Genomic DNA, 25,858 nt, shown 5'->3' on the forward strand with positions numbered 1-25,858 from the left:
GGCATCGTGAGCGGCATGGCGCAGATCATCGATCTTCCGTTGCCGGTCCTGCGCGAACGTCTCGCAAAGGGCGCGGCCCGTTCGGTGGAGGTGACCGAGGCGGTGCTCAAGCGCATCGCCTCCCTCGAAGAGGGCACGGCGCAGCTTGCATGGCTCGACGAGGACTATGCTCGGCGCGTTGCCGGAAGCCGGGACGCGTTCCGGGGCAGGGCAAAGGCGCTGGGCGCCCTCCACGGGGTGCCGGTGCTCGTCGACGATGCGTTCGACATCGCCCGCGTGCCGATGACGAGGGGGTTCGCGGCGCTCGAAGGGGCCCTGAGCGAGCGCGACTCCGCCGTTGCCTCCAGCCTTCGGGCGGCGGGCGCCCAACTGTTCGCCAAGTCGGCGATCCCCGCCCTGCGGGTCGGGGAAGGCGATCCTGGTGCCGCTTCGCTGGTCGCGCGTCGTTGCTTCCCGCTCGCCGTTTGCGTCGATGCCGATGGCGGCGCGCTGCGCTCGGCGGCGCTTTCGGGCGTCTTCGGGTACCGGCCGAGTGCCGGCATGGTGCCGAGGACGGGCCTTCTCGATATCGCGCCGAGCCTCGACGCGGTGACGCTGCTTGCGGGCGAACTCGGCAATGTCGCCGCGCTGGGCGACGTACTGGCGACGTTCGACGCGGGCGACGCCCGATCCGAGCCGTTGCCGAAACCCCGACTGGACGATGCGAGCCGGACCCCGCCGCCGATGGCGCCGACGATCGGCTTCCTCACCGATGGACGTGAGAACGCAAATGCAGCGGCCGGAGAGCTCGCCGGGCTCTTCGGCGAGCGCGCCTTCAAGGTTCCGCTCCCCACGCTCTTCGAGGAAGTCGGGCCGCAAGGCGAGCGGGTGATCAAGGCGGAGGGCGCCAAATGCCTGAAGCCGTTCGAGCGTCGGTTCACGGACGCGCTTCCGGATCGCATTCGGACGTTCATCACCGAGGGCGAGGCAATCAGCGCGGTCGACTATCTGCGTGCGCTCGATTTCATACCCGTGCTTCGTGCCGGGATGACGGAAATCTTCGCCCGCTGCAACGTCGCCGCCATGATCGGGCCCATCGCGGGCGAGGGGGGTGGGGTTTCGGGCGAATCGCTGGCCGCCTTCCTGCGCCTGCCCGCCGTGACATTGCCCATTCTCGAAGCGCCCGACGGAAAACCTCTTGGCGTGACGCTGATCGCACGCGACGGTGAGGACGCCCGCCTGATACAGACGGCAGCCTGGCTGCTGCAGACCCTGAATGGAGAGGACGCATGAGCCTTGAGAAATTCCTGTCGATCGTTGCCTTTATCCTGCTGTGCGTGTTCCTGTCGTTTCTGATCCGATATGTGCCACTGCTCGATCTCGGTGCCGTTCTCGCAGTGACCTTGCTTCTGGCCGCATACGATTTGTTCATCCACAAGCCGGAGTGAGTTCGCCCTGTCTGGTCGAGGCCCGGCGTTTTGCTGTCGTGTCGCGTGGCAAGTCGTGAACGGAACCCCGCGATGCGGGTGCCGAGCGACGCTTCCATGCCGGAGCGCGCGCCCTCGGCCAACCTGCGAGACGCCGCCGCGCGGCGGAAATCCGCGCGTCCGTCAGGTGGAGCGCCGGGCGAAAAACGGAATTCGGTTTGTCGACCGGCCCGGCGCGCCAGGCGATAAGCCTACAGTCTCGGGCGATGTTGATATGTCGCCCGAGGCGGTAGGCCGGAGGGCCGGCGAACGATCGCCGCTCAGCCCTTGACCTCGTCATAGGCCGAGAGCGCCCGGTCGCGTGCGTCCGAGTGATCGACCACGGGTTCGGGATAGGTCTCGCCGAGCTTGACGCCTGCCTTTTCCAGAACGTCCCGTCCGGCCTTCCACGGCGCGTGGATGTGCTTGTCCGGCATGTCGCGCAGTTCGGGGACGAACTGGCGGATATACGCGCCCTTCTTGTCGAAGCGCTCGCTTTGCGTGATGGGGTTGAAGATGCGGAAGAAGGGCTGCGCATCGGCGCCCGATCCGCCGATCCATTGCCACTGCGAGGTGTTCGAGGCGATGTCGCCATCGACCAGCGTGTCCCAGAACCACCGCTCTCCGTCGCGCCAGTCGATCAGCAGGTCCTTCGTCAGGAACGATCCGACGATCATCCGCACGCGGTTGTGCATCCATCCTTTCTGCCAGAGCTGGCGCATGCCGGCATCGACGATCGGATAGCCGGTCAACCCCTTCTGCCAGGCCGTCAGGTCCTGTTTCGACGAGCGCCAGGGAAACGTGTCGAAGCGGTCGTTGAAATTGTCGGTCGCAAGCGCACCGAAATGAAACAGCAGATGATAGTTGAAATCGCGCCAGACGAGCTCCTGGAGAAACGTCTTGATCGCCTCCTCCGGTATCGTCTTGCGCCGGTTCGAATAGGTGCGCGCGGAGTGCCAGAGCCGGTAGGGTGAGATCTCGCCCCAGCGCAGATGGGGCGACATGCGTGTGGTCGCGTCGTCGCGCGGGCGCTCGCGGCCATTGTGGTAGTCTTCGAGAAGATCGTCGCAGAACGTCTCGAACCGTTCATGCGCGGTTTTTTCGCCGGGTTCCCAGAGGTCCGAAAACCCGCCGGACCAGTCGGGCTTGGACGGCAGGAGGTTCCAGTCCGCCAGATCGTCCGATTTCGGAAACCCGTCCGGCTGTTTGAGGCCCTTGGGCGGATCCATCGGATCGCGCGGTTCGCTCTGCGACACGTTCTTCCAGAACGGCGTGTAGACCTTGTAATAGCCACCGGTCTTTGTCTGGACGTTTTCGGGGTCGTGCAGAATATTGGCGGTGAACCGTTCGACGACGACGTCGCCGCCGAGCGCTTCTTCGATCGCATCGTCGACGGCCCGGGAAGCCGGATCGTAACGGCGGTTGAAGAAGAGGGCAGTCGCGCCGGTCTCCTCGACGATCTGCGTGACGTGGTCCAGCGCCTTGCCGCGCCGAAGCGTCAATTGCGATCCGATCCCGCGCAAGGAGGCGGCGAAGCGTTCGAGCGAATGGTGCAGCCACCATTTGTGCGCGCCGCCAAGGGCCCGAACACCGTCCGATTCTTCGTCGAGAACCACCAGCGGAACGATCGGACGCTTGGTCTCGGCGGCCAATGCGAGGGCGGGGTTGTCGTCGAGTCTCAGATCGTCGCGAAGCCAGACGACGATGGGTCCGTCATCCTTGTCCGCCGTCCTTATTTCCGGGGTCGTCTCGCGCGTCATGCCATCTCGTTTCGTGTCGGTTGATCTGCCGACGCCATAACTGTGGCCGCGATCGGGCCTTGGAACCCGTGCCTGAGTTGGAATGCCGCACGGGTTTGCGAGAAAACCGCGACAGACTGTTGCAATGAAAAGAGAAAGTGGCTCCCCGGGCCGGATTCGAACCAGCGACCGATCGATTAACAGTCGAGTGCTCTACCACTGAGCTACCGGGGAATACGCAGCGGTGCGGCGCGGGGCGCTGCAGTGCGTTGAGGTGGCTATAGCAAAGAGCCGGGCGATTTGCCAAGCCATGGAAGCCGGAAATTTTCGACATTCTCGTCTTTGCAAGAAAACGCAGGACATCGAACCCTTTCGGCCTCATAGAGTTTATCGCGATGACGGGGCGTTGAGGCAGCGGACGATGGATGAGCGACTGAACCAGACGAAGGCCGGGGAACCTTCAAAGCCCCCTTCGTCTCAGGACCGCGCCCGGAACGGCCGCGCGATCGAAGGGCCCGATGGCCGCGAGAGCGCCAGGACGCCGACGGTCGAGCCGGAAGCCGTGTTGCCGGCGCTGAAATCCATGTCGATCCTCGGACGACGCGTCCCGCTGCCGCAGAGCCGGTGGCTGCGCATGACGATCGGCGTCCTCATGGTCCTCGGGGGGCTTCTCGGCTTCCTGCCGATTCTCGGCTTCTGGATGGTCCCTGTCGGTCTCGTCGTTCTGTCGATCGACCTGCCTTACGTGCGGCGGTTCCGCCGGCGATTCGAAGTCTGGGGAATCCGGAAATACAAGGCATGGCGGGCCAAGCGCGCGCGGCGCTGACCGACCGGTGCGTTGCGCCCGATGTCGCATCATCGTGACAAACCCGCGCTATCGGCCGATGGCAACGGATGGGACGGTCCGGGAAAAGTCGAATGCTGAAGTGCTGAAGTGCTGGAGGCCTCGGAGGGAATCGAACCCCCGTGCAAGGATTTGCAGTCCTCTGCGTAACCACTCCGCCACGAGGCCCCGTGCGGCGTCTACCTACTCAGTCCCTTCCTGTTGTGCAAGGGGCGTTTTGCCGATCGGACACGGTCGCCCCGCCCGGATCGGCGGCCGGGTTCGCGTTCGTGGTCGCCCGGAGGCGACCACTGTCGGCGTCTGTCGCCTTGCGGTCGGGCAAGCGTGATAATATGGAGGTCGTCAGCCATGGCGCGCTCGGCCAGGGCGAAGCAAGAGGATCGACGGTCTCATGGATTTCAAAGACGCCCGGACAAAACTGGTCGACAATCAGATCAGGACGACCGACGTATCGTCCCATCCGATCCTGACCGCGTTCCTGACCGTGCCCCGCGAGGAGTTCGTACCCGCCGCCAAGCGGCCGCTCGCCTATATCGACGAGGACCTGGCGATCGGCAACGGCCGTTACCTGATGGAAGCTTCGCCGTTCGCCAAGCTGCTCCAGCTCGCCGCGATTTCCGAGGACGACGTGGTTCTCGACGTCGGATGCGGCACGGGATATGGCGCGGCCATCCTGTCGATGCTGTCGAGCGCGGTCGTCGCGCTCGAGGAGGACGAGGAACTCGCGGCAACGGCGACGGACGTTCTGAACCGCCATGATTTCGTCACCTGTACGGTCGTCACCGGTCCGCTCAACGAGGGCTACAAGGACGAGGCGCCGTTCGACGTCATCGTGTTCGAAGGCTCCATCGAGACGCTTCCGCAGACCTTTCTGGATCAGCTGAAGACCGGTGGGCGCATGGTCGCCGTCATCGGGCGCGGACTTTCGGCGCAGGCCCGCCTGTTCGTCAAGGACGATGAGGGGAACGTCTCGGATCGATTCGGTTTCAATTGCGCGATCAAACCCTTGCCGGGCTTTTCCAAGGCGGCGGAATTCGTCTTCTAGGAGGGACAAGTCCCGAGCAAGTTTTCGTTGCATGATTGCCCCGCTCCGGTCCCAATCTGCTCCGGCCGTCCCGAAATAGGTTGATTGTTGACAGCTTCACCTGATGAATGGGGCAAGCCTGCCATCGCCCGACCGTGCCTCCATCCCAGCGGCACGCGGAGGCGCGACGGTGGGGTATCTGACTGGAGTTACACATTTGTCCGCAAAATCATTGTTCAGAACGCTTGCCACGGTCGGACTTCTGCTGGCCGTGCCCGTGTCGGCCAACGCGGAATCGCTGCAGGGCGCGCTCGCAAAGGCGTACCAGAACAGTCAGGACCTGAACGGGGCGCGTGCCGGATTGCGCGCGACCGATGAGAACGTCACCCAGGCCCGGGCGGGCATGCGGCCGCGCGTCACCGGCATCGGCAGCGCCTCGGCCAGCCGGATCAACACCGATTCCACGTCCACGTCCCGGACCCGCCAGAACATCAATTCCGGTGGCCAGTCGCAAAATCTCAGCCAGTTCCAGAAAAGCGTCGTCAACGGAGAATCCGACGTTCTCTCGGCGACCGTCGGGATCCAGTTGAGCCAGACCCTGTTCGACGGCTTCCGGACGCCGAACAATGTCAGCGCCGCACAGGCGCAGGTTCGTGCCGGACAGTACAATCTGTCCAACACCGAGCAGAACACGCTGTTCGACGCCGCGTCCGCCTATATGGACGTGCTCCGCGACCGCCAGATCGCGGCCTTGCGCCGGCAGAACCTGTCCTTCCTCAGCGAGCAGGTCCGTGCGGCCCGCGCGCGTTTCGAAGTGGGCGAGGGCACCCGGACCGACGTCAGCCAGGCCGAATCGCAGGAGGCGCTGGCGACGGCGCTGCTCAACAGCGCGCTGTCCCAGGTGGCGTCGAGCGAAGCGACCTATTTCGACGTGATCGGCGATGCGCCGCGCGAACTGGATGCCGGGCGCATTCCGGCCGGTCTTCCCGATTCCGTGACGACGGCCTATGAAATCTCGCAGCGCGAGCATCCGGCGATCCGGGCAACGCTCGCCGCCGTCGATGCCGCCGCGTTCCAGGTGAAGTCCGCAGAGGGCGCGCTCCTGCCGACCGTGGAGCTTCAGGCCTCCGTTCAGAACGAATATTCCGACACGGGCCAGGACCAGTCCACCAACCAGTTCTCATCGGGCAACATCAACAATCTGCCGGGCGTCGACAGCACGCGCGGTTCGCGCATCATCGTCGATTCCTCGCAGAACCAGAACCAACTCAGCGCCACGATCGGGGCGCAGCTCACCGTTCCGATCTATCAGGGCGGGCTGGCGTCCTCCGTCGTTCGCCAGCAGAAGGAAGTGCTGGGCCAGCGCCGGATCGAGGTCGACGGAACCCGCGATCAGGTGAGGGCGGCCGTCGCGACCTCCTGGGCGCAGTTCCAGGCCGCGAAAGCCAATATCGCGGGCTACAATGCGCAGGTGCGCGCCGCGCAGCTCGCGCTCAACGGTGTCATCGAGGAGCGGAACGTCGGTCAGCGCACGACGCTCGACGTTCTCGACGCTCAGGCCGACGTGATCACGGCGCGCATCCTCCTCGTCGGATCCCAACGCGACGAAGTCGTCGCTGGCTTCGCGCTTCTGTCGTCGATCGGTCGTCTGTCCAAGGAGCGGCTCACGCTTTCGGGCAAGACATACCAGCCGAACGACCATTACGTTCAGGTCGAGGACAAATGGTTCGGTCTTCGCACGCCAGACGGCCGGTGATCGTCTGCCGCTTTTCCCCTTTGCGGTCTCCCTTGTCCGCCGGCACGCGAAATCACGGGAAAATTCGCGAAACCTGCCGTGGGAGGATTCACTTCGGCCCTGGGGAGCCGTAGGTTTCGCGCATGATTCGATCGCTAACGGTTTTGGTGATGATCACGCAGGAGCCAGCCGATGGGTAACGCGCTACCGGTACAAGAGCCGACGATGGATGAAATCCTCGCCTCCATTCGCCGTATTATCGAAGGGCGTGACGAACCCGAGCTTGCGCCGCTGCCTGCCAGGAAGTCCGAGCTGAAGGCCGTCGAGGCGCTCGCCTCCGCCGCCGATCCGGCAAGGGCCGAAGGCCAGGCCGAGACCGTATCGCATCGCGCTGAAGCCGCCGTTCCATCGACCGGTCCCGCGCTGGCCAGCCTTGCCGAACACGCCGTTTCCGAAGCCCCTGCTTTGAAGCCCCCCCTGGTCGACACCGCGCCGATCGTGGCGCCGGAAGCCCGGAGCGTGCCCGCCGGCGCCGAGGTGCCGCCCGCCCGCCCGCTTGTCCCGAAAGCCGTGAACGATGAGGGCACGACGCCCTTCGCCGGTTCGAAGACGTCGGCCGTCGAGCGCGAAGTCGCCTCACAGATGGAAGAGCTCGCGACGCTTTCGGTTGCGCGGATGAGGGCAGCTTCGCTCGAAGACGCCGTGCGTGGCTTCCGGCGCAATGGTCGGGGCGACGAGCGCGGGATCGCGCCCGATGAGGCTCCGATCGAACGGGCCGCCAACGCCTTTGTCGACGAGTTCGATGAAACCGCCTTCGCGAACGAGCTGCTGGCCAATGCCGGTCTGCTGCCCGAATATCACGATCAGCCGGCTTCGGTCGCCCCCGCCGAAGCGGTGAAGCTTCGCCTGGCTTATCCCCAGAGCCCCGCCGAAGAGGTCGAGGCGGAAACCTCCCTGCCGTTCGCCATCGACGCGGCGACGCTCGACCGGGTCGAGACGAGCGCCGACGCCGCCGACACGCATGCGATCGCGGACGAGGCGACCGAGGCACCATCGCCGTCCCTCGCCACTGCGCCAGAGGCCGCCACTTCGCCGGACGCGGCCGATATGGCGACGCAGGGCATGCTCGTTTCCCTGATTTCGGGCAATGCCGAATCGAAGATCAATTCGTCCTTCACCGAGCTTGCCACCGTCCTTCGCGACGAGCAGAGGCAGCGCATGGACGAAACCGTCCGCGACATGCTGCAGCCGATGCTGAGCGACTGGCTGGAAGACAATCTTCCGCTGATCGTCGAGCGCCTCGTGCGCGAGGAAATCGAGCGGGTCGCCCGCGGTCCGCGCCGCGCCTGAGCCTGAAGAGACCGTTCCGCCATTGATGGGAAAGGCGCGTCGCCGGGCAGGCGAGGCGCCTTTCGCGCGTTGACAGTCCGGAAGGTTCGGTCCAAATCCGGCGCGAGAATCGCAGAGAATTGCGCGCGACTGGACATTTCATGATCGACAAGACCTATGACGCAGCGGCGATCGAGCCGCGCATTTCCGCCCGCTGGACCGAGGCCGAAGCCTTCAAGGCCGGAGCCGGCAAGCGGGATGGCGAGCCCGCCTTCTCGATCGTCATCCCGCCGCCCAACGTCACCGGTTCCCTGCATATGGGCCATGCGCTCAACAACACGCTGCAGGACATTCTCGTGCGCTTCGAGCGCATGCGCGGCAAGGACGTGCTGTGGCAGCCCGGCACCGACCATGCCGGCATCGCGACCCAGATGGTGGTGGAGCGCCAGATGGCGGCCAGCGGCGAAAGCCGCTCCCGCCGGGATATGGGCCGCGAGGCGTTCGTCGAACGCATCTGGCAATGGAAGGCCGAGAGCGGCGGCAATATCGCCAACCAGTTGAAGCGCCTCGGCGCTTCGCTCGACTGGTCGCGCGAGCGTTTCACCATGGATGAGGGGCTTTCCGAAGCCGTGCTCGAGGTCTTCGTCCGGCTGCACGAGGAAGGCCTGATCTATCGCGACAAGCGCCTCGTCAACTGGGATCCGCATTTCCAGACCTCGATCTCCGATCTCGAGGTCGAGAGCCGCGAAGTCGACGGCCATATGTGGCATTTCAAATATCCGCTGGCGGGCGGCGAGACCTACGAATATGTCGAGAAGGACGAAGACGGCAACGTCCTGTTCCGGGAGACGCGCGACTATATCGCGATTGCGACGACGCGGCCCGAGACGATGCTCGGCGACGGCGCGGTCGCCGTCCACCCGTCGGACGCCCGTTATGCGGCGATCGTCGGCAAGCTGTGCGAGATCCCGGTCGGACCGAAGGAGCATCGCCGGTTGATTCCGATCATCACCGACGAATATCCCGATCCCGATTTCGGTTCGGGTGCGGTGAAGATCACCGGCGCTCACGACTTCAACGATTACGGCGTGGCGAAGCGCAACGGCATTCCGCTTTATCGTCTGATGGACGAGCACGCCGCCATGCGGGCCGACGGCGCACCCTATGCCGATGCCGTCGCGATGGCGAAAGCGGTGCGCGAGGCGGGCGGCACGCCGGACAGGGCGCATGTGGACACCATCAATCTCGTTCCGGACGAGTATCGCGGTCTCGACCGGTTCGAGGCGCGCGACAGGGTCGTCGCCGCCATCACGGCCGAAGGTCTGGCCATCATGGTGCCGGAAACCGATCCGCGCCTCGGCCCCGTCAAGGCGCCGGTCGCGCCGGAGGAGGGCGGGGAAACGCGCGCTCTGGTGCCGCTGGTCGAGGCCAAGAAGATCATGCAGCCTTTCGGCGACCGCTCCGGCGTCGTCATCGAGCCGATGCTGACGGATCAGTGGTTCTGCGATGCCGAGACGCTGGCACGGCCCGCGATCGCATCGGTGCGCGAGGGCCGCACCAAGTTCGTGCCCCAGCAATGGGAGAACACCTATTTTCACTGGATGGAGAACATCCAGCCCTGGTGCATCTCGCGCCAGCTCTGGTGGGGCCACCGCATTCCGGCATGGTACGGGCCGGACGGGGCGGTGTTCGTCGCGCGCAGCGAAGACGCCGCCTACGAAAAAGCGGACGCCCATTACGGCGCCCGCGTCGCGCTTGCACGCGACGAGGACGTTCTCGACACCTGGTTCTCGTCCGCGCTCTGGCCGTTCTCGACCATGGGCTGGCCGAAGGACACCGCCGAGCTCGAGAGATACTATCCGACCTCCGTGCTTTCGACCGCGTTCGACATCATCTTCTTCTGGGTTGCCCGGATGATGATGATGGGCCTGCATTTCACCGGAACCGAGCCGTTCCACACGGTCTACATGCACCCGCTCGTGCGCGACAAGACCGGCGCCAAGATGTCGAAGTCGAAGGGCAACGGCATCGATCCGCTGGAGCTGATCGACGAGGTGGGCGCCGACGCGTTGCGGTTCACGCTCGCCGCGCTCGCGGTTCAGGGGCGCGACGTGAAGCTCGATCCGGCGCGGATCTCCGGCTATCGCAATTTCTGCACCAAGCTCTGGAACGCGACGCGATTTGCGCAGCTCAACGAGGCTCGCCACGGCATTCGGGTGGAACCTGCCTCGCTGCAGCTGCCGCTCAACCGTTGGATCGTCACGGAGCTTTCGAAAGCCGAGCGCGAGACGACCGCGGCACTGGAAGCCTTCCGCTTCAACGACGCGTCGGCCGTGCTTTACCGCTTCGTCTGGAACCTGTTCTGCGACTGGTATGTGGAGCTCTCCAAGCCGACCCTTTCCGGGTCCGATGCGGACGCTGCCGGCGAGGTTCGCGTGGTGACCGGTTACGTTCTCGACCGGATCTTCGTGCTGCTGCATCCCTTCATGCCGTTCCTGACCGAGGAACTGTGGGCCGAGACAATGGACGGCGAACGCGAGACGCTGCTGTGCCACACGGAGTGGGCGGGCATCGACTTCAACGCGCCCGAATCGGCCGACGACATCAACTGGCTGATCGAGATCGTCAGCGCCGTCCGCTCCGTGCGTGCCGAGATGAACGTTCCAGCATCGGCGAAGGTCACCATGGTCGCGATCTCGCCCGATCCGCTCACCGCGGACCGGCTGAAGCGACACGGCCCGCAGCTGACGCGGCTTGCCCGGCTCGAGGCCGTCGAGACCTCCGGCGAGGTTCCGGGGCAGTCGGCCCAGATCGTCGTCGACGGCATCACCTTCGCCATTCCGCTCGCCGGTGTCATCGACATCGAGGCGGAAAAGGCGCGGCTTGCCAAGGCGGTAAAGAAGAACGAAGGCGAGGTTTCGCGGATCGACAAGAAGCTCGGCAACGACAAGTTCGTGGCGAACGCGCCGGACGAGGTCGTCGAGCAGGAGCGCGAGAAGCGCGATGCGTATCGGCTGGAAACGGAAAGCCTGAAGGCGGCGCTGGCACGGCTCGGATAATCTGCCGTGCCGAAGACTGGGCGGGCCGGTCTGTTGCGTCAGCCATGCTGCGCTGCAGTGTAACCGGTCCGCCTATTCTCCTCGGCCGGCGGATGCGTTCGGGTTTGCTTGGTGTAACCCGAAAGCACCAAGTTTCCGTGACGATTTGGCCACAGATCTGCCGTCGGGCGAAAGCCGGTTCTTTCGTCCCGCGTCTTTCCAAGTTACGTTTTCGTCAACGGCTCGTTTGGGGGAGCCGGTAACGAGACGAACGTCTCTTGGGGATGGCTATGAATTCTTTGAGTAAAACCGTTCTGGGCGGCGCGATGATCGCAACGCTCATGGCTTCTTCCGCACTTGCGGCAGGTTTCCAGCGCGGCACGCCGGACACGGACGTCCTGTTCGAGCCAGGCACGACGTCCCTGCGTTGGGGGCTGACCTATGTCGATCCGCAGCGCGGGTTCGACAGCATCGAAGGCCAGAGCGGCAATTACGACGATTACGTCCAGGAATACACCATTCCCTCCATGTCCCTGTCGTTCGGCGGCGAGAATCTCGCCTGTTCGGTCCACTACACGAAGTCGTTCGCGGCCGAGGCGGACTATACGGGATCGCCCGGCGGCGCGTTGCCGCTGCAGGTGTCCTCGACCCAAAGCGCAAACAATGCCGACCGTCTCGTGGCGAGCAATCCGGGCGCCGCGTCCCTGTCGCGCACCCGCACCATCGACTTCGAATCGGACGAGTTCGGTTCGACCTGCCGCGCCAGCTACGCCAATGATTACGGCCGGTTCAGCCTTCTGGGCGGCGTCTTCTTCGAGAACTTCCAGTTCGAAGGTTCGAGCTTCGGCTTCACCAATCTCAATCCGCAGATCGCCAATGGCGGCCCGCAGGGCGCGTTTCTCGCCGGTCTCCTGAACCGGTCCGGTCTGCAGGCGACGCTGCCGACCCGCATCGACACGAATGTCGAAAGCGGGTTCGACACGGGCTGGCGCGTCGGTGCGGCCTACGAACTGCCCGACATCGCGCTGCGGGCGCAGGTCCTCTACCGGTCCGAAGTGATCCATGACGGCATTTCCGGCACGGCCGACGTGTCGGTCGTCGATACCGCCTTCGTCTCCGTCAACGGCGTGCGCACGAGCGTGCCTTTGCCGAATGTTGCGCTTCTGGGCATTGCCGGCGCAGGCGCCCAGGCCACGGCCGGGATCAACGCCACCGATTTCTCGGCCTCCCTGTCGGACGTGACGAGCCCGCAATATCTCGACGTCAAGCTCCAGACCGGCATTGCCGAGGGCACGCTGCTTCTCGCCGCCTTCCGCTGGACCGACTGGAGCACGAACAATGCGGTGGTGAACACGCTGTCCAGCCGCCTCGGAACCACATCGTCCTACCAGCCATACTTCTGGCGTGACGGCTATACCGGTTCGCTGGGAATCGGCCGCGCGTTCAACGAGCAGATTTCCGGTGCGCTTTCCGTCGGCTACGATCGCGGCGTCTCGACCGGCGCGGAAACCACCTATACCGATCTCTATTCCCTCTCCGGCGGCCTTTCGCTCAAGGGTGCGGAATGGGCTGAAATCCGCGTCGGCGCGCTCGTCGGCTACTGGACGGATGGCGAACAGAACACGTCGGAAGGCGCGTACTTCAACGGTACGGTCGGCGACGATGTCGTCTATGCCGGCAATGCGAGCCTGAAGTTCACCTGGTAAGCTTCTGAACGCATTCATATTTCTAGGTGACAACGCCGCAGTTGGGACGTTCCCGCTGCGGCGTCTTCCATTGCGCGTGCCTGGAAACGTGATGTTCCCGCAACAGTATTGCGCTGTTGCATCGCGTCGTCGGGAACCATTCGAACATGCCCCGTTGCCGCCACAAAACACCGACACTTCATAGGGTGTCCCGTCGTTCGGCGGAATCGGGACCAAGACCAGATCAAGAAAAAGACTTGCAAGCGAGGACATGATGGGCACGACCGTAATCGACAAGAGCAATTTGCCGAGCCGTCACGTGACGGAAGGGCCGACCCGCGCCCCGCATCGCTCCTACCTCTACGCCATGGGTCTTTCGAAGGAAGAGATCCATCAGCCGCTGGTCGGTGTCGCATCCTGCTGGAACGAAGCGGCGCCCTGCAACATCTCGCTGATGCGCCAGGCGCAGGTCGTCAAGAAGGGGGTCGCGGCCGCTCGCGGCACGCCGCGGGAATTCTGCACCATCACCGTCACCGACGGCATCGCCATGGGCCACCAGGGCATGAAGTCCTCGCTGGCCTCGCGCGACCTCATCGCCGACTCGGTCGAGCTGACGATGCGCGGCCACTCCTACGATGCGCTCGTCGGCCTGGCCGGCTGCGACAAGTCGCTGCCCGGCATGATGATGTCGATGGTGCGCCTCAACGTGCCGTCGGTCTTCATCTATGGCGGTTCGATCCTTCCCGGCACCTTCAAGGGACGCCAGGTCACCGTCCAGGACATTTTCGAGGCCGTCGGCCAGCATTCGGCCGGCCAGATGTCCGATGAGGATCTCGACGAGATCGAACAGGTCGCCTGCCCGTCCGCCGGCTCCTGCGGCGCCCAGTTCACCGCCAACACCATGGCGACGGTCGCCGAGGCGATCGGCCTTGCCCTGCCATATTCCTGCGGCGCACCGGCCCCGTACGAGATCCGCGACCGGTTCTGCTACGCGTCCGGCGAGATCGTGATGGAGCTGTTGAAGCGCAATATCCGGCCGCGCGACATCGTGACCCGCAAGGCTTTGGAAAACGCGGCGGCGGTGGTGGCCGCGACCGGCGGCTCGACCAATGGCGCCCTGCATCTGCCGGCCATCGCCCACGAGTGCGGTATCGAGTTCGATCTGTTCGACGTCGCCGAGATCTTCAAGAAGACGCCCTATATCGCCGATCTCAAGCCCGGCGGAAAATACGTCGCGAAGGACATGTTCGAGGCCGGCGGCATTCCGCTCCTCATGAAGACCATGCTCGAGCACGGCTATCTGCACGGCGATTGCATGACGGTGACCGGCCGCACGCTTGCGGAAAACATGGAAAAGGTCGCCTGGAACGACGAACAGGACGTCGTGCGTCCGGCCAACAACCCGATCACGAAGACCGGCGGCGTCGTCGGGCTGAAGGGCAATCTGGCGCCGGACGGCGCGATCGTGAAGGTCGCGGGCATGAAGTCGCTCAAGTTTTCCGGGCCGGCGCGCTGCTTCGATTCGGAAGAGGAATGCTTCAAGGCGGTGTCGGCGCGCGACTACAAGGAAGGCGAGGTTCTCGTCATCCGCTACGAAGGCCCGAAGGGCGGCCCCGGCATGCGCGAAATGCTGCAGACCACCGCCGCAATCTACGGCCAAGGCATGGGCGATAAGGTCGCCCTGATCACCGACGGTCGCTTCTCGGGCGCGACCCGCGGCTTCTGCATCGGCCATGTCGGACCGGAGGCGGCAGTCGCCGGCCCGATCGGGCTGCTGAAGGACGGTGACACGATCACCATCGACGCCGAGGCGGGAACGTTGGAAGTCGAACTGAGCGATGAGGAACTCGAAGCACGCCGGAAGGCGTGGACGGCGCGAGAAACCGACTATCAGTCGGGCGCATTGTGGAAATATGCCCAACAGGTCGGTACCGCGCGTCTCGGCGCAGTTACCCATCCCGGCGGCGCTGCCGAAAAGCATTGTTATGCGGACATCTAGTCGCCTTCTCCTGGCCTGCGTCGCGGGGACGCTGTTTGCGGCCGTCCCGGCGGCGAAAGCCTTCGCCCTCGATCCGGGCGCCATGGCCGATCCGAATGCGAGCCCGATCGAGCTCTTCGCTCACGGGTTCCAGGCCTACAAGCGCGGCGAAAAGGATGTCGCGTTCCAGAGCCTCAGATATGCCGCCGACAAGGGCCATCGCGGCGCCTGCTGGAAGCTGGCGCGCATGTATGCGGACGGCGACGGCGTTCCCGAGGACGATTACGAAGCGTTCCGCCTCTTCGAGACGATCGTCCGCGATCCCGAGGAGACCGGTGCCAACGGCACCAATGCGGCCTACGTTGCGAGCGCGGTGGTCGCGTTGGGCGATTATCTGCGCCGCGGCATTCCGGGCCATGTCGAGACCGACCTGCCGCGCGCGCGCCAGTTCTACTTTCATGCCGCGAGCTATTTCGGCAATCCGAAAGCCCAGTTCGAACTCGGCCGCATGATGCTGGAGGGCGAGGGCGGCCGGGTCAATTCCAAGCAAGCGGCGCGCTGGCTGAAGCTGGCCGCGTCCAAGGGGCATATCGGCGCGCAGGCGCTGCTCGGCTATCTTCTCTTCGACGGCAAGACCATCGCGATCGAAGCCGAACCGGTGCGCGGGCTCGCCATGCTCACCATGGCGCTGAAGCGCGCCAAACCCGACGACCGGGCCTGGATCCGCGGTCTGCAGGAACAGGCCTTCGGCATTGCGAGCGAGGCGACCCGCCGGACCGCGCAGTCCTACGCCGACCAGCAGATGGCGTCCGCGAGCGGGCCCCTGCTGCAGAACTGAGACGCGCCGACGACCGGTCGGCGCGTCTTTCGTCCCCTCGGATCACTGCGGCGAGAGTTCCTTCATCTTGTCCGTCACCGTCGACACCCAGGCACCTTCCGGCTGCTTGGTGATGACCGGGTCCGAACCGCCCCCCATCAGCACAGCGACCGTGTTCTCGGCCGCCGACGTGTCGAGCGTTCCATCGGACCCGTCGACCAGCTTGTTGATTTCCGAGACCATCCGCTTCTGGTGCTGTTCGGTCTGGGCGCCCGTCATGTCGTTGTCGAGAACGATCGTCGCGGCCTCGTCCGGGTTTTCGGCAGCATAGGCCCAGCCCTTCATCGAAGCCGCGACGAACTTGGCGTAGGCCTCCACCATCTTGGGATCGGACAGGTCCTCGCCCATCACGTAGAGCCCGTCTTCGAGCGTTGCGACGCCCTGATCCTCGTATTTGAAGACCGTCAGCTCGCTCTCGGGAATGCCGGCATCGATGACCTGCCAATATTCATTGTAGGTCATCGTCGAGATGCAGTCGGCCTGCTCCTGGATCAGCGGATCGACGTTGAATCCCTGCTTGATGACGGTGACGCCGTCCGGGCCGCCTTCGGTGGACAGGCCGAGCTTCGACATCCAGGACAGGAACGGATATTCGTTGCCCGAGAACCAGACGCCGAGCGTCTTGCCCTTGAAATCCTCCGGCGTCTCGATGCCGGTGTCCTTCCGGCAGGTGAGCTCCATGCCGGATTTCTTGAACGGCTGGGCGATGTTGACGATGTCGAGACCCTTCTCGCGGGCGGCGAGCGCGGCGGGCATCCAGTCGACGATGATATCGGCACCGCCGCCCGCGATCACCTGTTCGGGGGCGATGTCCGGGCCACCCGGCTTGATCGTGACGTCAAGTCCGGCCTCCTCGTAGAAGCCTTTCTCCTGGGCCACGTAATAGCCGGCGAACTGGCCTTGCGTGACCCATTTGAGCTGCAGGGTCAGCGGCGTCGCATCCTGCGCGAAGGCCGGCATCGCGACGGCGGAAAGCCCGAGGGCGAGGGCGGCGGCGGACGTCATCATCGAGAGGTTCGGCATAAGATTGTCCTTGTTGTTGCAGGGCGATGCGAAGGCGAAGGGTCAGTCCCTCCGCACGGAAGGATGCCAGAAGGTGACGCGGCGTTCCAGCAAGGCGACGAGACCGTAGGAGAGCGAGCCGACGAGCGCGGCGACCGCGATCTCCGCCCATACCATGGGCGTGTTCATGCGTCCGATCTCCGCCGAGATGCGAAAACCCATGCCGACGATGGGCGTGCCGAAGAATTCGGCGACGATGGCCCCGATCAGCGCCAGCGTCGTGTTGATCTTGAGGGCGTTGAAGATGAAGGGCATGGCGGCCGGGAGCCGCAGTTTCAGGAGGCTCTGGCCGGGACTTGCGCCATAGGTGCGCATCAGGTCGCGCTCCATGGATCCGGCGGCATCGAGTCCCGCGACCGTGTTCACGAGCATCGGAAAGAACGTCATCACCACGACGACCGCGGCTTTCGACGACCAGTCGAAGCCGAACCACATCACCATGATCGGCGCGACACCGATGATCGGCAGGGCGGACATCAGATTGGCGATCGGCAGGAGCCCCCGCTTCATGAACGGCGAGCGGTCGACGAGAAGCGCGGTGATAAAGCCCGCACCGCACCCCATCGCATAGCCCGCCAGCACCGCCTTCAGCACGGTCTGGACGAAATCGGCCCATAGAAGCGAGGTGGTGGCGGCGATGGTCTCACCGATCGCCGATGGCGGGGGCAGGAGAATCGACGGAACCGCGAGCCCGCGTACGGCAAGTTCCCACAGGAGGAGAAGCGTCGCCCCGAACAGTGCCGGGATGAGAATGGCGAGGGCGGTTCTGGCGCCTCGGCTCGACGGTTCGATCGCCGACAGCGCCGCCGTCAGCCGCCATGCGAGAGCCCAGAAGAGCAGCGCCAGGATGAGGAGCAGCCAGCCGCCGGAGGCCAGAACGGCAAACGCCGCCGCCAGAACGCCGAGTGCCAGAAGCCCGGTGAGCAGAAGATTCGCCAAAGTCGCAGGAGAAGGGTTTGGCGCCGCGCTCATCGCTTCGCTCCCATGCGCTTGAGCGACGCTGTCTCGGCAAGGCCGACCAGCCAGACGAGAATGCCGGCCATGAAGGCGGCGGCAAACAGCGCAGACCAGATCTGGATCGTCTGTCCGTAATAGGAGCCGGCAAGAAGCCGGGCGCCGAGCCCGGCGACAGCGCCGGTCGGCAGCTCGCCGACGATCGCCCCGACGAGGGCAGCGGCGACGCCGACTTTCATGGAGGTGAACAGGAAGGGCATGGACGCCGGCCAGCGCAGCTTCACGAGCGTCTGGCTCCGGCTTGCGGAATAGGTGTGCATCAGGTCGATCAGCATCCGGTCGGGCGAGCGCAGGCCCTTCACCATGCCGACGGTGACAGGAAAGAACGACAGATAGGTCGAGATGAACGCCTTCGGCAAAAGCCCCTGAACGCCGACCGCGTTCAGCACCACGATGATCATCGGCGCGATGGCGAGGATCGGGATCGTCTGGGAGGTGATGATCCAGGGCATCAGGCTCTTGTCGAGCGTGCGCGAATGCAGGATGCCAATGGCGAGCGCCACTCCGAGGAGCGTGCCGAGCACGAAGCCGAGAAGGGTTGAGGACAGGGTGACCCAGGCATGGAAGAGCAGCGAGCGCGGCGACGACGGCCTGACGAGGACCGTCGAGGTGTAGAGCTCCACGACGATCTGGTGCGGCGCGGGCAGAATCGGGCGTTCGGAACCCCACGTCGCGGCAATCGTGTCGGCGAGAGTGTAGGGCGCGGCGGCCCGATCGAGCTTGGCGGTCTCCGTCGCGAAGTTCATGCCGATGGCGGCGGCGTACCAGAGGACGACGATTGCGGCGAGCACCGTCAGGATCGGCACGGTACGCCCGGCCGCCAACCGCGTTCCCAATCGCCGGAGCGGCCCCTGATAGCCGATGCCGGCACCCGGCTCAGCGATCGGCGCGCCCGCCTCAGTCATAGCCGTGACCGGCGCGCAGACCGTCTCGAACCCGATGGGCGATCGCCAGAAATTCGGGCGTATCGCGAATGTCGAGCGGCCGGTCGGGGCCGAGATCGCAGTTCACGATTTCGTGGATGCGGCCGGGCCGCGGGCTCATCACGACGATCCGTGTCGACAGGAACACCGCCTCGGGGATCGAATGGGTGACGAAGACGACGGTCTTGCCGGTCTTCGCCCAGAGCTTCAGCAGCTCTTCGTTGAGATGGTCTCGGACGATCTCGTCGAGCGCGCCGAACGGTTCGTCCATCAGGAGCATGTCCGGCTGGACGGCAAGAGCGCGGGCGATCGATGCCCGCTGCTGCATGCCGCCGGACAATTGCCAGGGAAACCTGTTGCCGAAGCCGGACAGATCGACGAGGGCGAGATTGTCCTCGATCCGGCGTTCGCGCTCGGCCCTGTCGATGCCCATCACCTCGAGCGGCAGGGCGATATTGGCCGCGATCGTGCGCCACGGAAACAGGGCGGAAGCCTGGAAGACATAGCCGTAGGCGCGCTTCTCGCGCGCTTCGCCCGGCGTCATTCCATTGACGGTGATCGTGCCGCCGGTCGGTGTTTCCAGATCGGCGATGACGCGCAGCAACGTCGTCTTGCCGCAGCCCGAGGGGCCGATCAGCGAGACGAATTCGCCCTTTTCGATGTCGAGGTCGATTGCGGACAGCGCCTGGACCGGACCGTCGTCGGTCTGGAAGACGAGATCGAGATTTTCGGCGGAGATGACGCTCATACGAACCGTGTCAAACCCCCGGCGACGCGCAGATGTCCTCCGGTGATGGACCTGGCGCCGTCCGACGCGGTGGCCACCGACATGACGCCGCTCCGTTGATCTCGTCCCCATGGGGACGCGACCTCGAACCCGTCGTCGACAAGTCCGCGCACGGCTCCGGCGCCCATGCCGGATCGCGCTATGGTGGCGATGGCGATCTGGTCCACACTCAAACTCCGCTCATGGGGATGCCCGTGCGCACCACCTTACGGGGCGCGGTGAGCTCTTTCCATGTGGAAAGCGCCCTGTTCACAGGTGCGTTCGCCGGACGCTCGACGAAGCGGCCGTCGCCTTTTTCGGCGCGCACATCGCCCTCCTTGTAAGCGATCTTGCCGCGCGAGATGGTGATCACCGGCAGGCCCGTGACTTCGAGGCCTTCGAAGACATTGTAGTCGATGGCCGATTTCTGGGTCTTGGCGGAGATCCGCTTCGTCGCGGCCGGATCGAAAATGACGAGATCGGCGTCGGCGCCGACGAGAATCCCGCCCTTCCGGGGGTAGACATTGAGGATCTTGGCGATGTTGGTCGAGGTGACCGCGACGAACTCGTTCATGGTCAGGCGCCCCGTGGTCACGCCCTTGGTCCACAGCACGGCGAGCCGGTCTTCCAGCCCGCCGGTGCCGTTGGGGATCTTGGTGAAATCGTTGAGGCCCATGCGCTTCTGCTCGGTGGTGAAGGCGCAATGGTCGGTCGCGACGACCTGCAGCGACCCGCTCGCAAGCCCGGCCCAGAGCGAATCCTGGTGGCTCTTGTCACGGAAGGGCGGGCTCATGACCCGGCGGGCCGCATGGTCCCAGTCGGGATGGGCGTATTCGCTCTCGTCGAGCACCAGATGCTGGATCAGCGGTTCGCCGTAGACCCGCATGCCCTTCTGGCGCGCCCGGCGGATCGCCTCGTGGCTCTGTTCGCAGGAGGTGTGCACCACATAGAGCGGGACGCCGGCCTGATCGGCGATCATGATCGCGCGATTGGTGGCCTCTCCCTCGACTTCGGGCGGACGCGAATAGGCGTGCCCTTCCGGCCCGTCATTGCCCTCGCTCATCAGCTTCTGTTGAAGAAAGGCGACGACGTCGCCGTTTTCCGCGTGGACCAGCGGCATCGCGCCGATCTCGGCGCAGCGCGAGAACGAGGCGAACATCTCGTCGTCGTTCACCATCAGCGCGCCCTTGTAGGCCATGAAGTGCTTGAAGGTGTTGACGCCCGCTTCGACCACCTTCGGCATCTCGTCGAAGAACTGCCGGCCCCACCAGGTCACCCCCATGTGGAAGCCGTAGTCGGTGCGGGCGGGGCCGGCCTTCTGGAACCAGGTCTGCAGCGCCTCGAGCGGGCTCTCGTCCGGTCCCGGCAGGCAGAAATCCACCGTCATCGTCGTGCCGCCGGCCAGCGCCGCCGCCGTGCCGCTGTCGAAATCGTCCGCCGAGAACGTGCCCATGAAGGGCATCTCCATGTGGGTGTGCGGATCGATCCCGCCCGGCATGACGTAGGCGCCCGAGGCATCGACGATCTCATCGCCGGCAAGGTCCGGACCGATCTGGGCGATCCTGCCGTCCGAGACGAGAATGTCGGCCTCGTAGGTGAGATCGGCGGTGACGATCGTGCCGCCCTTGATGACGAGTGTCATGGTTAAGCTTCCTTCTCAATCGGGTCGTCGAAAACGAGATATCGGTCCAATCCCGCTATCGTAATCAGCGCGAGTTCGACCGTCAGCAGTTCTTCATGGGTTGCGGTACCGATGCGTTGACGAATTCCGTCCTTTCGAACCGGGCTGAGCTTGTCGATCATCGCTTCGGATCGATGTTCGAGGCCGTTTTGCGCAGACGGCAGGAAAACCGGTCGAAACAAACGCGATTCGGATGCGAAAGTTGTCAGAGGGCAAAGGAGAAGCGTTCGATGTCCGTCGATGAATTCATCTGCCTGGATGATGAGCCCCGGCCGTGGCTTCTTCAGGTCGCCTGGAAAGCTTGCCGTCACAAAGTCTCCCCGCCGCAAATTCAAAGGTCGTCCCAAGCTTCTGCGGCTATGCCCTCACACCATTCCATCACCCGGTCTTCCACATCGGCTTGAGCGGCTGAACGCGCTTGATGATCGGCAGTTTCGAGATAGCTCGCAGCGTGTTTCGCAGCGCGCCATTGCGCAACGGTGGAGATGTTTTCGTTTTGCGAAGCGATTGTCGTAACGTCTGATGGGTCGTCCATAGAGATCTCTCCCAAATAGCGGGTGTTGATACCCTACTCCACGATCTCCGCCGTCTCCAGCACCGCATGCAGCAGCACATCGGCCCCGGCCTTGGCCCAGTCCCTTGTGATCTCTTCGGCTTCGTTGTGCGACAGGCCGTCGACGCAGGGGCACATGATCATCGCGGTCGGCGCGACATTGTTGATCCAGCAGGCATCGTGGCCGGCGCCCGAGACGATGTCCCTGTGGCTGTAGCCGAGCCGCTCTGCCCCATCGCGGATCGACTGGACGAGGGTCCTGTCGAACGCCGGCGGGTCGAACTGGCCGACGGTTTCATAGGCAAGCTCAACGCCGAGCGCCTCGCACAGCTTCGGCGCTTCCCGTTCGAAGCGCTCCACCATGGCGTTCAGCCGGTCGATTTCGTGCGAGCGGAAATCGATCGTGAAGACGACCTTGCCGGGAATGATGTTGCGCGAATTGGGATAGACGTCGATATGACCGATCGCGCCGACGGCGTTCGGGACGTTGTCCATGGCGATCGCGTGGACGAGCTCGATGATCTGGGCAAGGCCGCGCCCGGCATTCCTGCGCATGGGCATGGGGGTCGAACCGGTATGGCTCTCCTTGCCGGTCACCGTGCACTGGATCCAACGCAGGCCCTGGCCATGGGTGACGACGCCGATATCGACCTGTTCGGCCTCCAGGATCGGACCCTGTTCGATATGAAGTTCGAGAAAGGCGCGCATCTTGCGCGCGCCGACCGCCTCCTCGCCCTTCCAGCCGATGCGGGCGAGCTCGTCGCCGAAGGTCGCGCCTTTGGCATCGGTCTTCGCGTAGGCCTCTTCCAGCGACATGACGCCGGCAAAGACGCCCGATGCCATCATCGCCGGGGCAAAGCGGGTGCCTTCCTCGTTCGTCCAGTTGGTGAGGACGATCGGGTGCCGGGTCCTGATGCCGAGATCGTTGAGGGTCCGCACGATCTCGAGCGCGCCGAGAACGCCCAGCACGCCATCGTAGCGACCGCCCGTGGGCTGGGTGTCGAGATGGCTGCCCACATAGACGGGCAGCGCGTCAGGGTCGGTTCCCTCGCGGCGCATGAACATCGTGCCCATCTGGTCCACGCCCATGGTGAGGCCCGCATCCTCGCACCATGTCTGGAAGAGCTTGCGACCCTTCGCATCATCATCCGTCAATGTCTGGCGATTGCTGCCGCCGGCAATGCCCGGGCCGATCTTCGCCATTTCGTGAATGCTGTTCCAGAGCCGGTCCGCGTCGATCCGCATGTTGGACTGAAGGCTCATCGGGCACCTCTTCGACGGCAGGGATGTTCTTGACTGTTTGGTCAAAAACGAACCTATGAAAGCAGGCGCGACCGGTCAAGGCGCGTTCGCTCTCTTATTGTGCGCCGCTTGAGGCTGCCTCTCCGTTGTGCAGCGGAGGGGGTCCGGTTGGGAAAAAGGGACGCCTTTGATGGATCTGCCGAACGTTTCCGCCGCCGACGAGGTTCCGACCCGCATCCAGGCTCGCAACCGCGAGGCAATCCTTTCGGCCGGGCGCGAAGTGTTTGCGCGTCATGGCCTGCGGGGCGCGACGCTGGACGAGATCGCCCGCACCGCCGGCATGTCCAAGCCCAACCTTCTCTACTACTTTCGCCGGAAGACCGATCTTTACAAGGCCGTTCTCGAAGAGGTGCTGGCCGACTGGCTCTCGCCGCTCCATGCGCTCGATCCCGAGGGCGATCCGGTCGAGGAGCTTCGGCGCTACATCGTCGCGAAGATGCAGCTTTCGAACATGCATCCCCAGGCGTCGCGGCTGTTTGCCGGCGAAATCATCGCCGGCGCGCCGAACATCCATGGCTTTCTCTCGACGGAGCTGAGGGACATCGTGGCCCGCAAGGCCAGGACGATCGAAGCATGGGTGGCGCAGGGCCGGCTCGCGCCGATCGATCCGCATCATCTGATCTTCGCCATCTGGGCGATCACCCAGCACTATGCCGATTTCGATGCTCAGATCCGCGCGGTCCTCGGGGACCGGGCCGGCAGGCCGGGGTTTCGGGAGGAGGCTGCGGAGGCGGTTCTCGGCCTCGTCCTGAACGGCGTCACGCCGCGCTGAGCCGAGACATCAGTCGCGCGGCGGATCAGCCGGCGGCGGAGGTCATGTCGGCGACCGCGGCGGCGACGCTTTCCTTGCCACCGGCGGCCGCGATCGCCAGCTTGCCGCGCACGGTGAGATCGCTGACGAAGTCGAACTGGTCGCGCTGGTCGAACGGATAGGCCTTCAGCTGGTAATGGGTGCCGAACGGCTTCTCGCTGAGCATCACGAGCACCGGCCTTGCATAATCGAGATAGGCGCTCGTGAGCGCGACATCCTTGAGGACGGAGCGCATCAAGGCAGCGTCGTGGCGCGGATCAAGGTAGAAATCGGCGATGCACATCAAGGTGCGGGCACCGTCGTTGGAGTTGGAGATATTGTCCGTCCAGATCCGGGAATGGGGAATGGTGACGGCGTTGTCGGCGGGTGTCTGGATGCTCACCGCGCGCATGCCGACCTTGCGGACTTCCCCGTAATCATCGCCGATCTGTACCCAGTCGCCGGGACGGTAGGGCCGTTCGAACACGGCGACGAGGCCCGCGATCAGGCTCGAGACATAATCCTTGAATGCAAAACCGATCGCAACGCTGGCCGCGCCGGCGATGACGAGGAAGTTCTGGAACGTGATGTCGAAGACGATCGGGATGATCCACAGGATCGCCGCGAACAGGACGACGAGGCGCACGATCGGCACCGCGCCGAGGAAGTAGAGGCGGAACTGGCTCGGTCCCCGGTCGGCGACGTAAGGAAGGATCAGCCGCGCCCCGGCGATGACCAGCCAGGCGGTCACGATGACGAGCCCGATCTGCCAGAAGCTGATGTCCTGCAGATCGTTGAGGAGTTTGGCGGCCTGCTCGCCGCTCTGGTCCGAACCGTCCATCGTCAGAGCCTGTCCATCGGGAAGCCTGCCGACATCAATCCTTCGCGGATCGCCGGATAGGCGGCGGCCCGGCATTTCAGGAGGGTGTCGTGGCGCTGGACAAAGCCGGCGCTGATCAGCGCCGAGACGACGTTGCTCTCGCCGACGGACGGAAGCACCAGCCGAAGCTCGTCGGCCGTCAGTCCGCCATGCAGAATCAGGGCATGAAGCACGAGCAGGACCGTCTGGTCGCGGTCGGCGGGAAGCACATATTCGTCGAGCGCGGCGACCCAGAGAACCTGCTCGTCGGTCTCTGATCGGCCGTCCGCGTCGGTTTCGATCTCAAGATCCGGGTCGCTGCCCAGGCGCAGGCTGCGACGCCACATATGCCACGCGACCCACGGAATGCCGAGGCTCCTGCCGGCAAGGGTCTTGAACGTATCGGCGCGCAATGTCCCGTCCTCGTCGAGGTCCATCACGTTCTTCCCGTTCTGCGGCAGGCGGAACGTGATGTTGGTGCTTTCTTCCGCCTGCGAAAGCTCCGAAATCCAGTCGTAGAGCCGCATTTCGTCGAAGGCCTGGAACGTCTTGCCTTCGGGCAGGATCATGTTGGCGCCGACAGCCATGGAAAGGAATTCGAACGCCCAGCTGTTGCACCCCACGACGACCTGTCGGTCGACCACGTCGATTGCCGCCAGAAGCCCGCGAACCGTCTTCAGCCCGTCGCGATGGCGCAGGAACCATCGCTCCAGCCGGGGGATCACGAGCGGCCCTTCGCCGGTCAGATCGGGCAGCACGGGGTCGCCGAAGGACGACAGCAGATCGCCGCGCGCAGGTGCTTCGACGATCCCGTGGCCGTGGCGGCGGGCCCAGGTCTCGATGATGCCGTTCTCGTCGCAAGGCGGCAGCACGATCGTCGCGATGTGGCGCACTGGCTTCTTCTCGGCGAGCCAGGGCCCGAGCGTCGCCTGCAGCTCGCCGATGACCGGTCCGGCCGCCGGGGGGGCGACGACATCGTCGAGAAGTTCGAGCGTCGCCTTCTGCAGCTGCTCCTCGGCCATGATCGGGTCGGGCTTCGAGCGCTGGACCATTGCCAGGATCTTCGAATAGAGCCGCCGGAACGTCTCCTCGGTCGGCAGGGGCGGTCGCCGATATTCGTCGATCGGAATGAATGTCGCGGGCTTTCCCGCAGCGCCGGTGCTGGGAGGTGATGTCATGGCTGGGAAGGACCGGTCTGGCGTCTGATCTTGTCG

General features: G+C 64.6%; 22 protein-coding genes and 2 tRNA genes. 11 read left to right on the plus strand and 13 right to left on the minus strand.

All coding sequences use genetic code 11. The features are described 5' to 3' along the window. Positions 1-15: 15 nt before the first annotated feature. Positions 16-1,272 carry an amidase family protein gene (locus U0C82_RS11600; protein WP_322187277.1) on the plus strand — a complete coding sequence of 419 codons (1,257 nt, stop codon included), beginning with the start codon at positions 16-18 and terminating at the stop codon, positions 1,270-1,272. Beyond that, positions 1,269-1,427: a hypothetical protein gene (locus tag U0C82_RS11605; RefSeq protein ID WP_322187278.1), complete on the plus strand. Its 159-nt coding sequence runs from the start codon at positions 1,269-1,271 to the stop codon at positions 1,425-1,427. The genes U0C82_RS11600 and U0C82_RS11605 overlap by 4 nt, the downstream gene beginning before the upstream one ends. 299 nt (positions 1,428-1,726) lie before the next feature. Here the strand turns inward: U0C82_RS11605 and U0C82_RS11610 are convergent, their stop codons facing one another. Both U0C82_RS11610 and U0C82_RS11615 read right to left on the minus strand, forming a co-directional pair. Continuing rightward, a complete protein-coding gene (locus U0C82_RS11610; RefSeq protein WP_322187279.1) occupies positions 1,727-3,205 on the minus strand; it encodes a cryptochrome/photolyase family protein in 1,479 nt (492 codons plus the stop codon). Positions 3,206-3,343: 138 nt separating this feature from the next. Continuing rightward, positions 3,344-3,418: transfer RNA gene (locus tag U0C82_RS11615), tRNA-Asn, on the minus strand. Positions 3,419-3,605: 187 nt separating this feature from the next. Between U0C82_RS11615 and U0C82_RS18955 the strand changes: the two genes are divergently transcribed. Further along, entirely contained in the window at positions 3,606-4,010 is a 405-nt protein-coding gene (locus U0C82_RS18955) for a hypothetical protein (RefSeq protein WP_416186667.1), read from the plus strand. 112 nt (positions 4,011-4,122) lie between these two features. Here the strand turns inward: U0C82_RS18955 and U0C82_RS11625 are convergent. Next, positions 4,123-4,196 (minus strand) — tRNA-Cys (locus U0C82_RS11625). Positions 4,197-4,419: 223 nt separating this feature from the next. Between U0C82_RS11625 and U0C82_RS11630 the strand changes: the two genes are divergently transcribed. From U0C82_RS11630 to U0C82_RS11660, 7 genes are all read left to right on the plus strand, one after another. Then, positions 4,420-5,073: a protein-L-isoaspartate O-methyltransferase family protein gene (locus tag U0C82_RS11630; protein WP_322187281.1), complete on the plus strand. Its 654-nt coding sequence runs from the start codon at positions 4,420-4,422 to the stop codon at positions 5,071-5,073. Between the two features lie 196 nt (positions 5,074-5,269). Beyond that, positions 5,270-6,808, plus strand: coding sequence for a TolC family outer membrane protein (locus U0C82_RS11635; RefSeq protein WP_322187282.1), 1,539 nt, complete (start codon positions 5,270-5,272; stop codon positions 6,806-6,808). A gap of 204 nt (positions 6,809-7,012) precedes the next feature. Beyond that, the gene (locus U0C82_RS11640) at positions 7,013-8,137 is read left to right on the plus strand and encodes a DUF2497 domain-containing protein (RefSeq protein ID WP_322187283.1); all 1,125 of its coding nucleotides are present in this window, start codon (positions 7,013-7,015) and stop codon (positions 8,135-8,137) included. A gap of 140 nt (positions 8,138-8,277) precedes the next feature. After that, on the plus strand, positions 8,278-11,175 hold the full coding sequence (locus U0C82_RS11645) for a valine--tRNA ligase (protein WP_322187285.1): 2,898 nt from the start codon (positions 8,278-8,280) through the stop codon (positions 11,173-11,175). A 263-nt stretch (positions 11,176-11,438) separates the two neighbouring features. Next, on the plus strand, positions 11,439-12,860 hold the full coding sequence (locus U0C82_RS11650; RefSeq protein ID WP_322187286.1) for a long-chain fatty acid transporter: 1,422 nt from the start codon (positions 11,439-11,441) through the stop codon (positions 12,858-12,860). Positions 12,861-13,113: 253 nt separating this feature from the next. Further along, complete coding sequence (ilvD, locus tag U0C82_RS11655) at positions 13,114-14,838, plus strand: dihydroxy-acid dehydratase (RefSeq protein WP_322187287.1); 1,725 nt, start codon at positions 13,114-13,116, stop codon at positions 14,836-14,838. Then, a complete protein-coding gene (locus tag U0C82_RS11660) occupies positions 14,825-15,655 on the plus strand; it encodes a tetratricopeptide repeat protein (protein ID WP_322187288.1) in 831 nt (276 codons plus the stop codon). Before ilvD ends, U0C82_RS11660 begins: the two co-directional genes overlap by 14 nt. A gap of 42 nt (positions 15,656-15,697) precedes the next feature. Here U0C82_RS11660 and U0C82_RS11665 read toward each other — a convergent pair whose 3' ends face one another. From U0C82_RS11665 to U0C82_RS11700, 8 genes are all read right to left on the minus strand, one after another. Beyond that, positions 15,698-16,699 (minus strand): ABC transporter substrate-binding protein, encoded by a 1,002-nt coding sequence (locus tag U0C82_RS11665; protein WP_416186673.1) that lies wholly within the window; start codon positions 16,697-16,699, stop codon positions 15,698-15,700. Positions 16,700-16,759: 60 nt separating this feature from the next. Beyond that, a complete protein-coding gene (locus U0C82_RS11670; RefSeq protein ID WP_322187290.1) occupies positions 16,760-17,728 on the minus strand; it encodes an ABC transporter permease in 969 nt (322 codons plus the stop codon). Further along, positions 17,725-18,675 carry an ABC transporter permease gene (locus tag U0C82_RS11675; RefSeq protein WP_322187291.1) on the minus strand — a complete coding sequence of 317 codons (951 nt, stop codon included), beginning with the start codon at positions 18,673-18,675 and terminating at the stop codon, positions 17,725-17,727. Before U0C82_RS11675 ends, U0C82_RS11670 begins: the two co-directional genes overlap by 4 nt. Continuing rightward, on the minus strand, positions 18,668-19,441 hold the full coding sequence (locus U0C82_RS11680) for an ABC transporter ATP-binding protein (protein WP_322187292.1): 774 nt from the start codon (positions 19,439-19,441) through the stop codon (positions 18,668-18,670). Before U0C82_RS11680 ends, U0C82_RS11675 begins: the two co-directional genes overlap by 8 nt. A gap of 208 nt (positions 19,442-19,649) precedes the next feature. After that, positions 19,650-21,101, minus strand: a complete 1,452-nt coding sequence (gene hydA, locus U0C82_RS11685) for a dihydropyrimidinase (RefSeq protein WP_322187294.1) — start codon at positions 21,099-21,101, stop codon at positions 19,650-19,652. A gap of 2 nt (positions 21,102-21,103) precedes the next feature. Next, entirely contained in the window at positions 21,104-21,487 is a 384-nt protein-coding gene (locus U0C82_RS11690) for a type II toxin-antitoxin system PemK/MazF family toxin (protein WP_322187295.1), read from the minus strand. After that, positions 21,472-21,675: a hypothetical protein gene (locus tag U0C82_RS11695; RefSeq protein WP_322187297.1), complete on the minus strand. Its 204-nt coding sequence runs from the start codon at positions 21,673-21,675 to the stop codon at positions 21,472-21,474. The genes U0C82_RS11690 and U0C82_RS11695 overlap by 16 nt, the downstream gene beginning before the upstream one ends. Before the next feature lie 33 nt (positions 21,676-21,708). Continuing rightward, on the minus strand, positions 21,709-22,956 hold the full coding sequence (locus U0C82_RS11700) for a Zn-dependent hydrolase (protein WP_322187298.1): 1,248 nt from the start codon (positions 22,954-22,956) through the stop codon (positions 21,709-21,711). 169 nt (positions 22,957-23,125) lie between these two features. Here U0C82_RS11700 and U0C82_RS11705 point away from each other — a divergent pair, with 169 nt between their 5' ends. Continuing rightward, on the plus strand, positions 23,126-23,767 hold the full coding sequence (locus tag U0C82_RS11705) for a TetR family transcriptional regulator C-terminal domain-containing protein (RefSeq protein WP_322187299.1): 642 nt from the start codon (positions 23,126-23,128) through the stop codon (positions 23,765-23,767). Positions 23,768-23,792: 25 nt separating this feature from the next. Here the strand turns inward: U0C82_RS11705 and U0C82_RS11710 are convergent, their stop codons facing one another. Together U0C82_RS11710 and U0C82_RS11715 are read right to left on the minus strand one after the other, a co-directional pair. After that, complete coding sequence (locus U0C82_RS11710; protein WP_322187300.1) at positions 23,793-24,626, minus strand: mechanosensitive ion channel family protein; 834 nt, start codon at positions 24,624-24,626, stop codon at positions 23,793-23,795. Positions 24,627-24,628: 2 nt separating this feature from the next. Further along, entirely contained in the window at positions 24,629-25,822 is a 1,194-nt protein-coding gene (locus U0C82_RS11715; RefSeq protein WP_322187301.1) for a hypothetical protein, read from the minus strand. Positions 25,823-25,858 lie beyond the last annotated feature (36 nt).

Origin of the sequence: Fulvimarina uroteuthidis (assembly GCF_034321785.1) — a bacterium.
GTDB lineage: Bacteria > Pseudomonadota > Alphaproteobacteria > Rhizobiales > Rhizobiaceae > Fulvimarina > Fulvimarina uroteuthidis.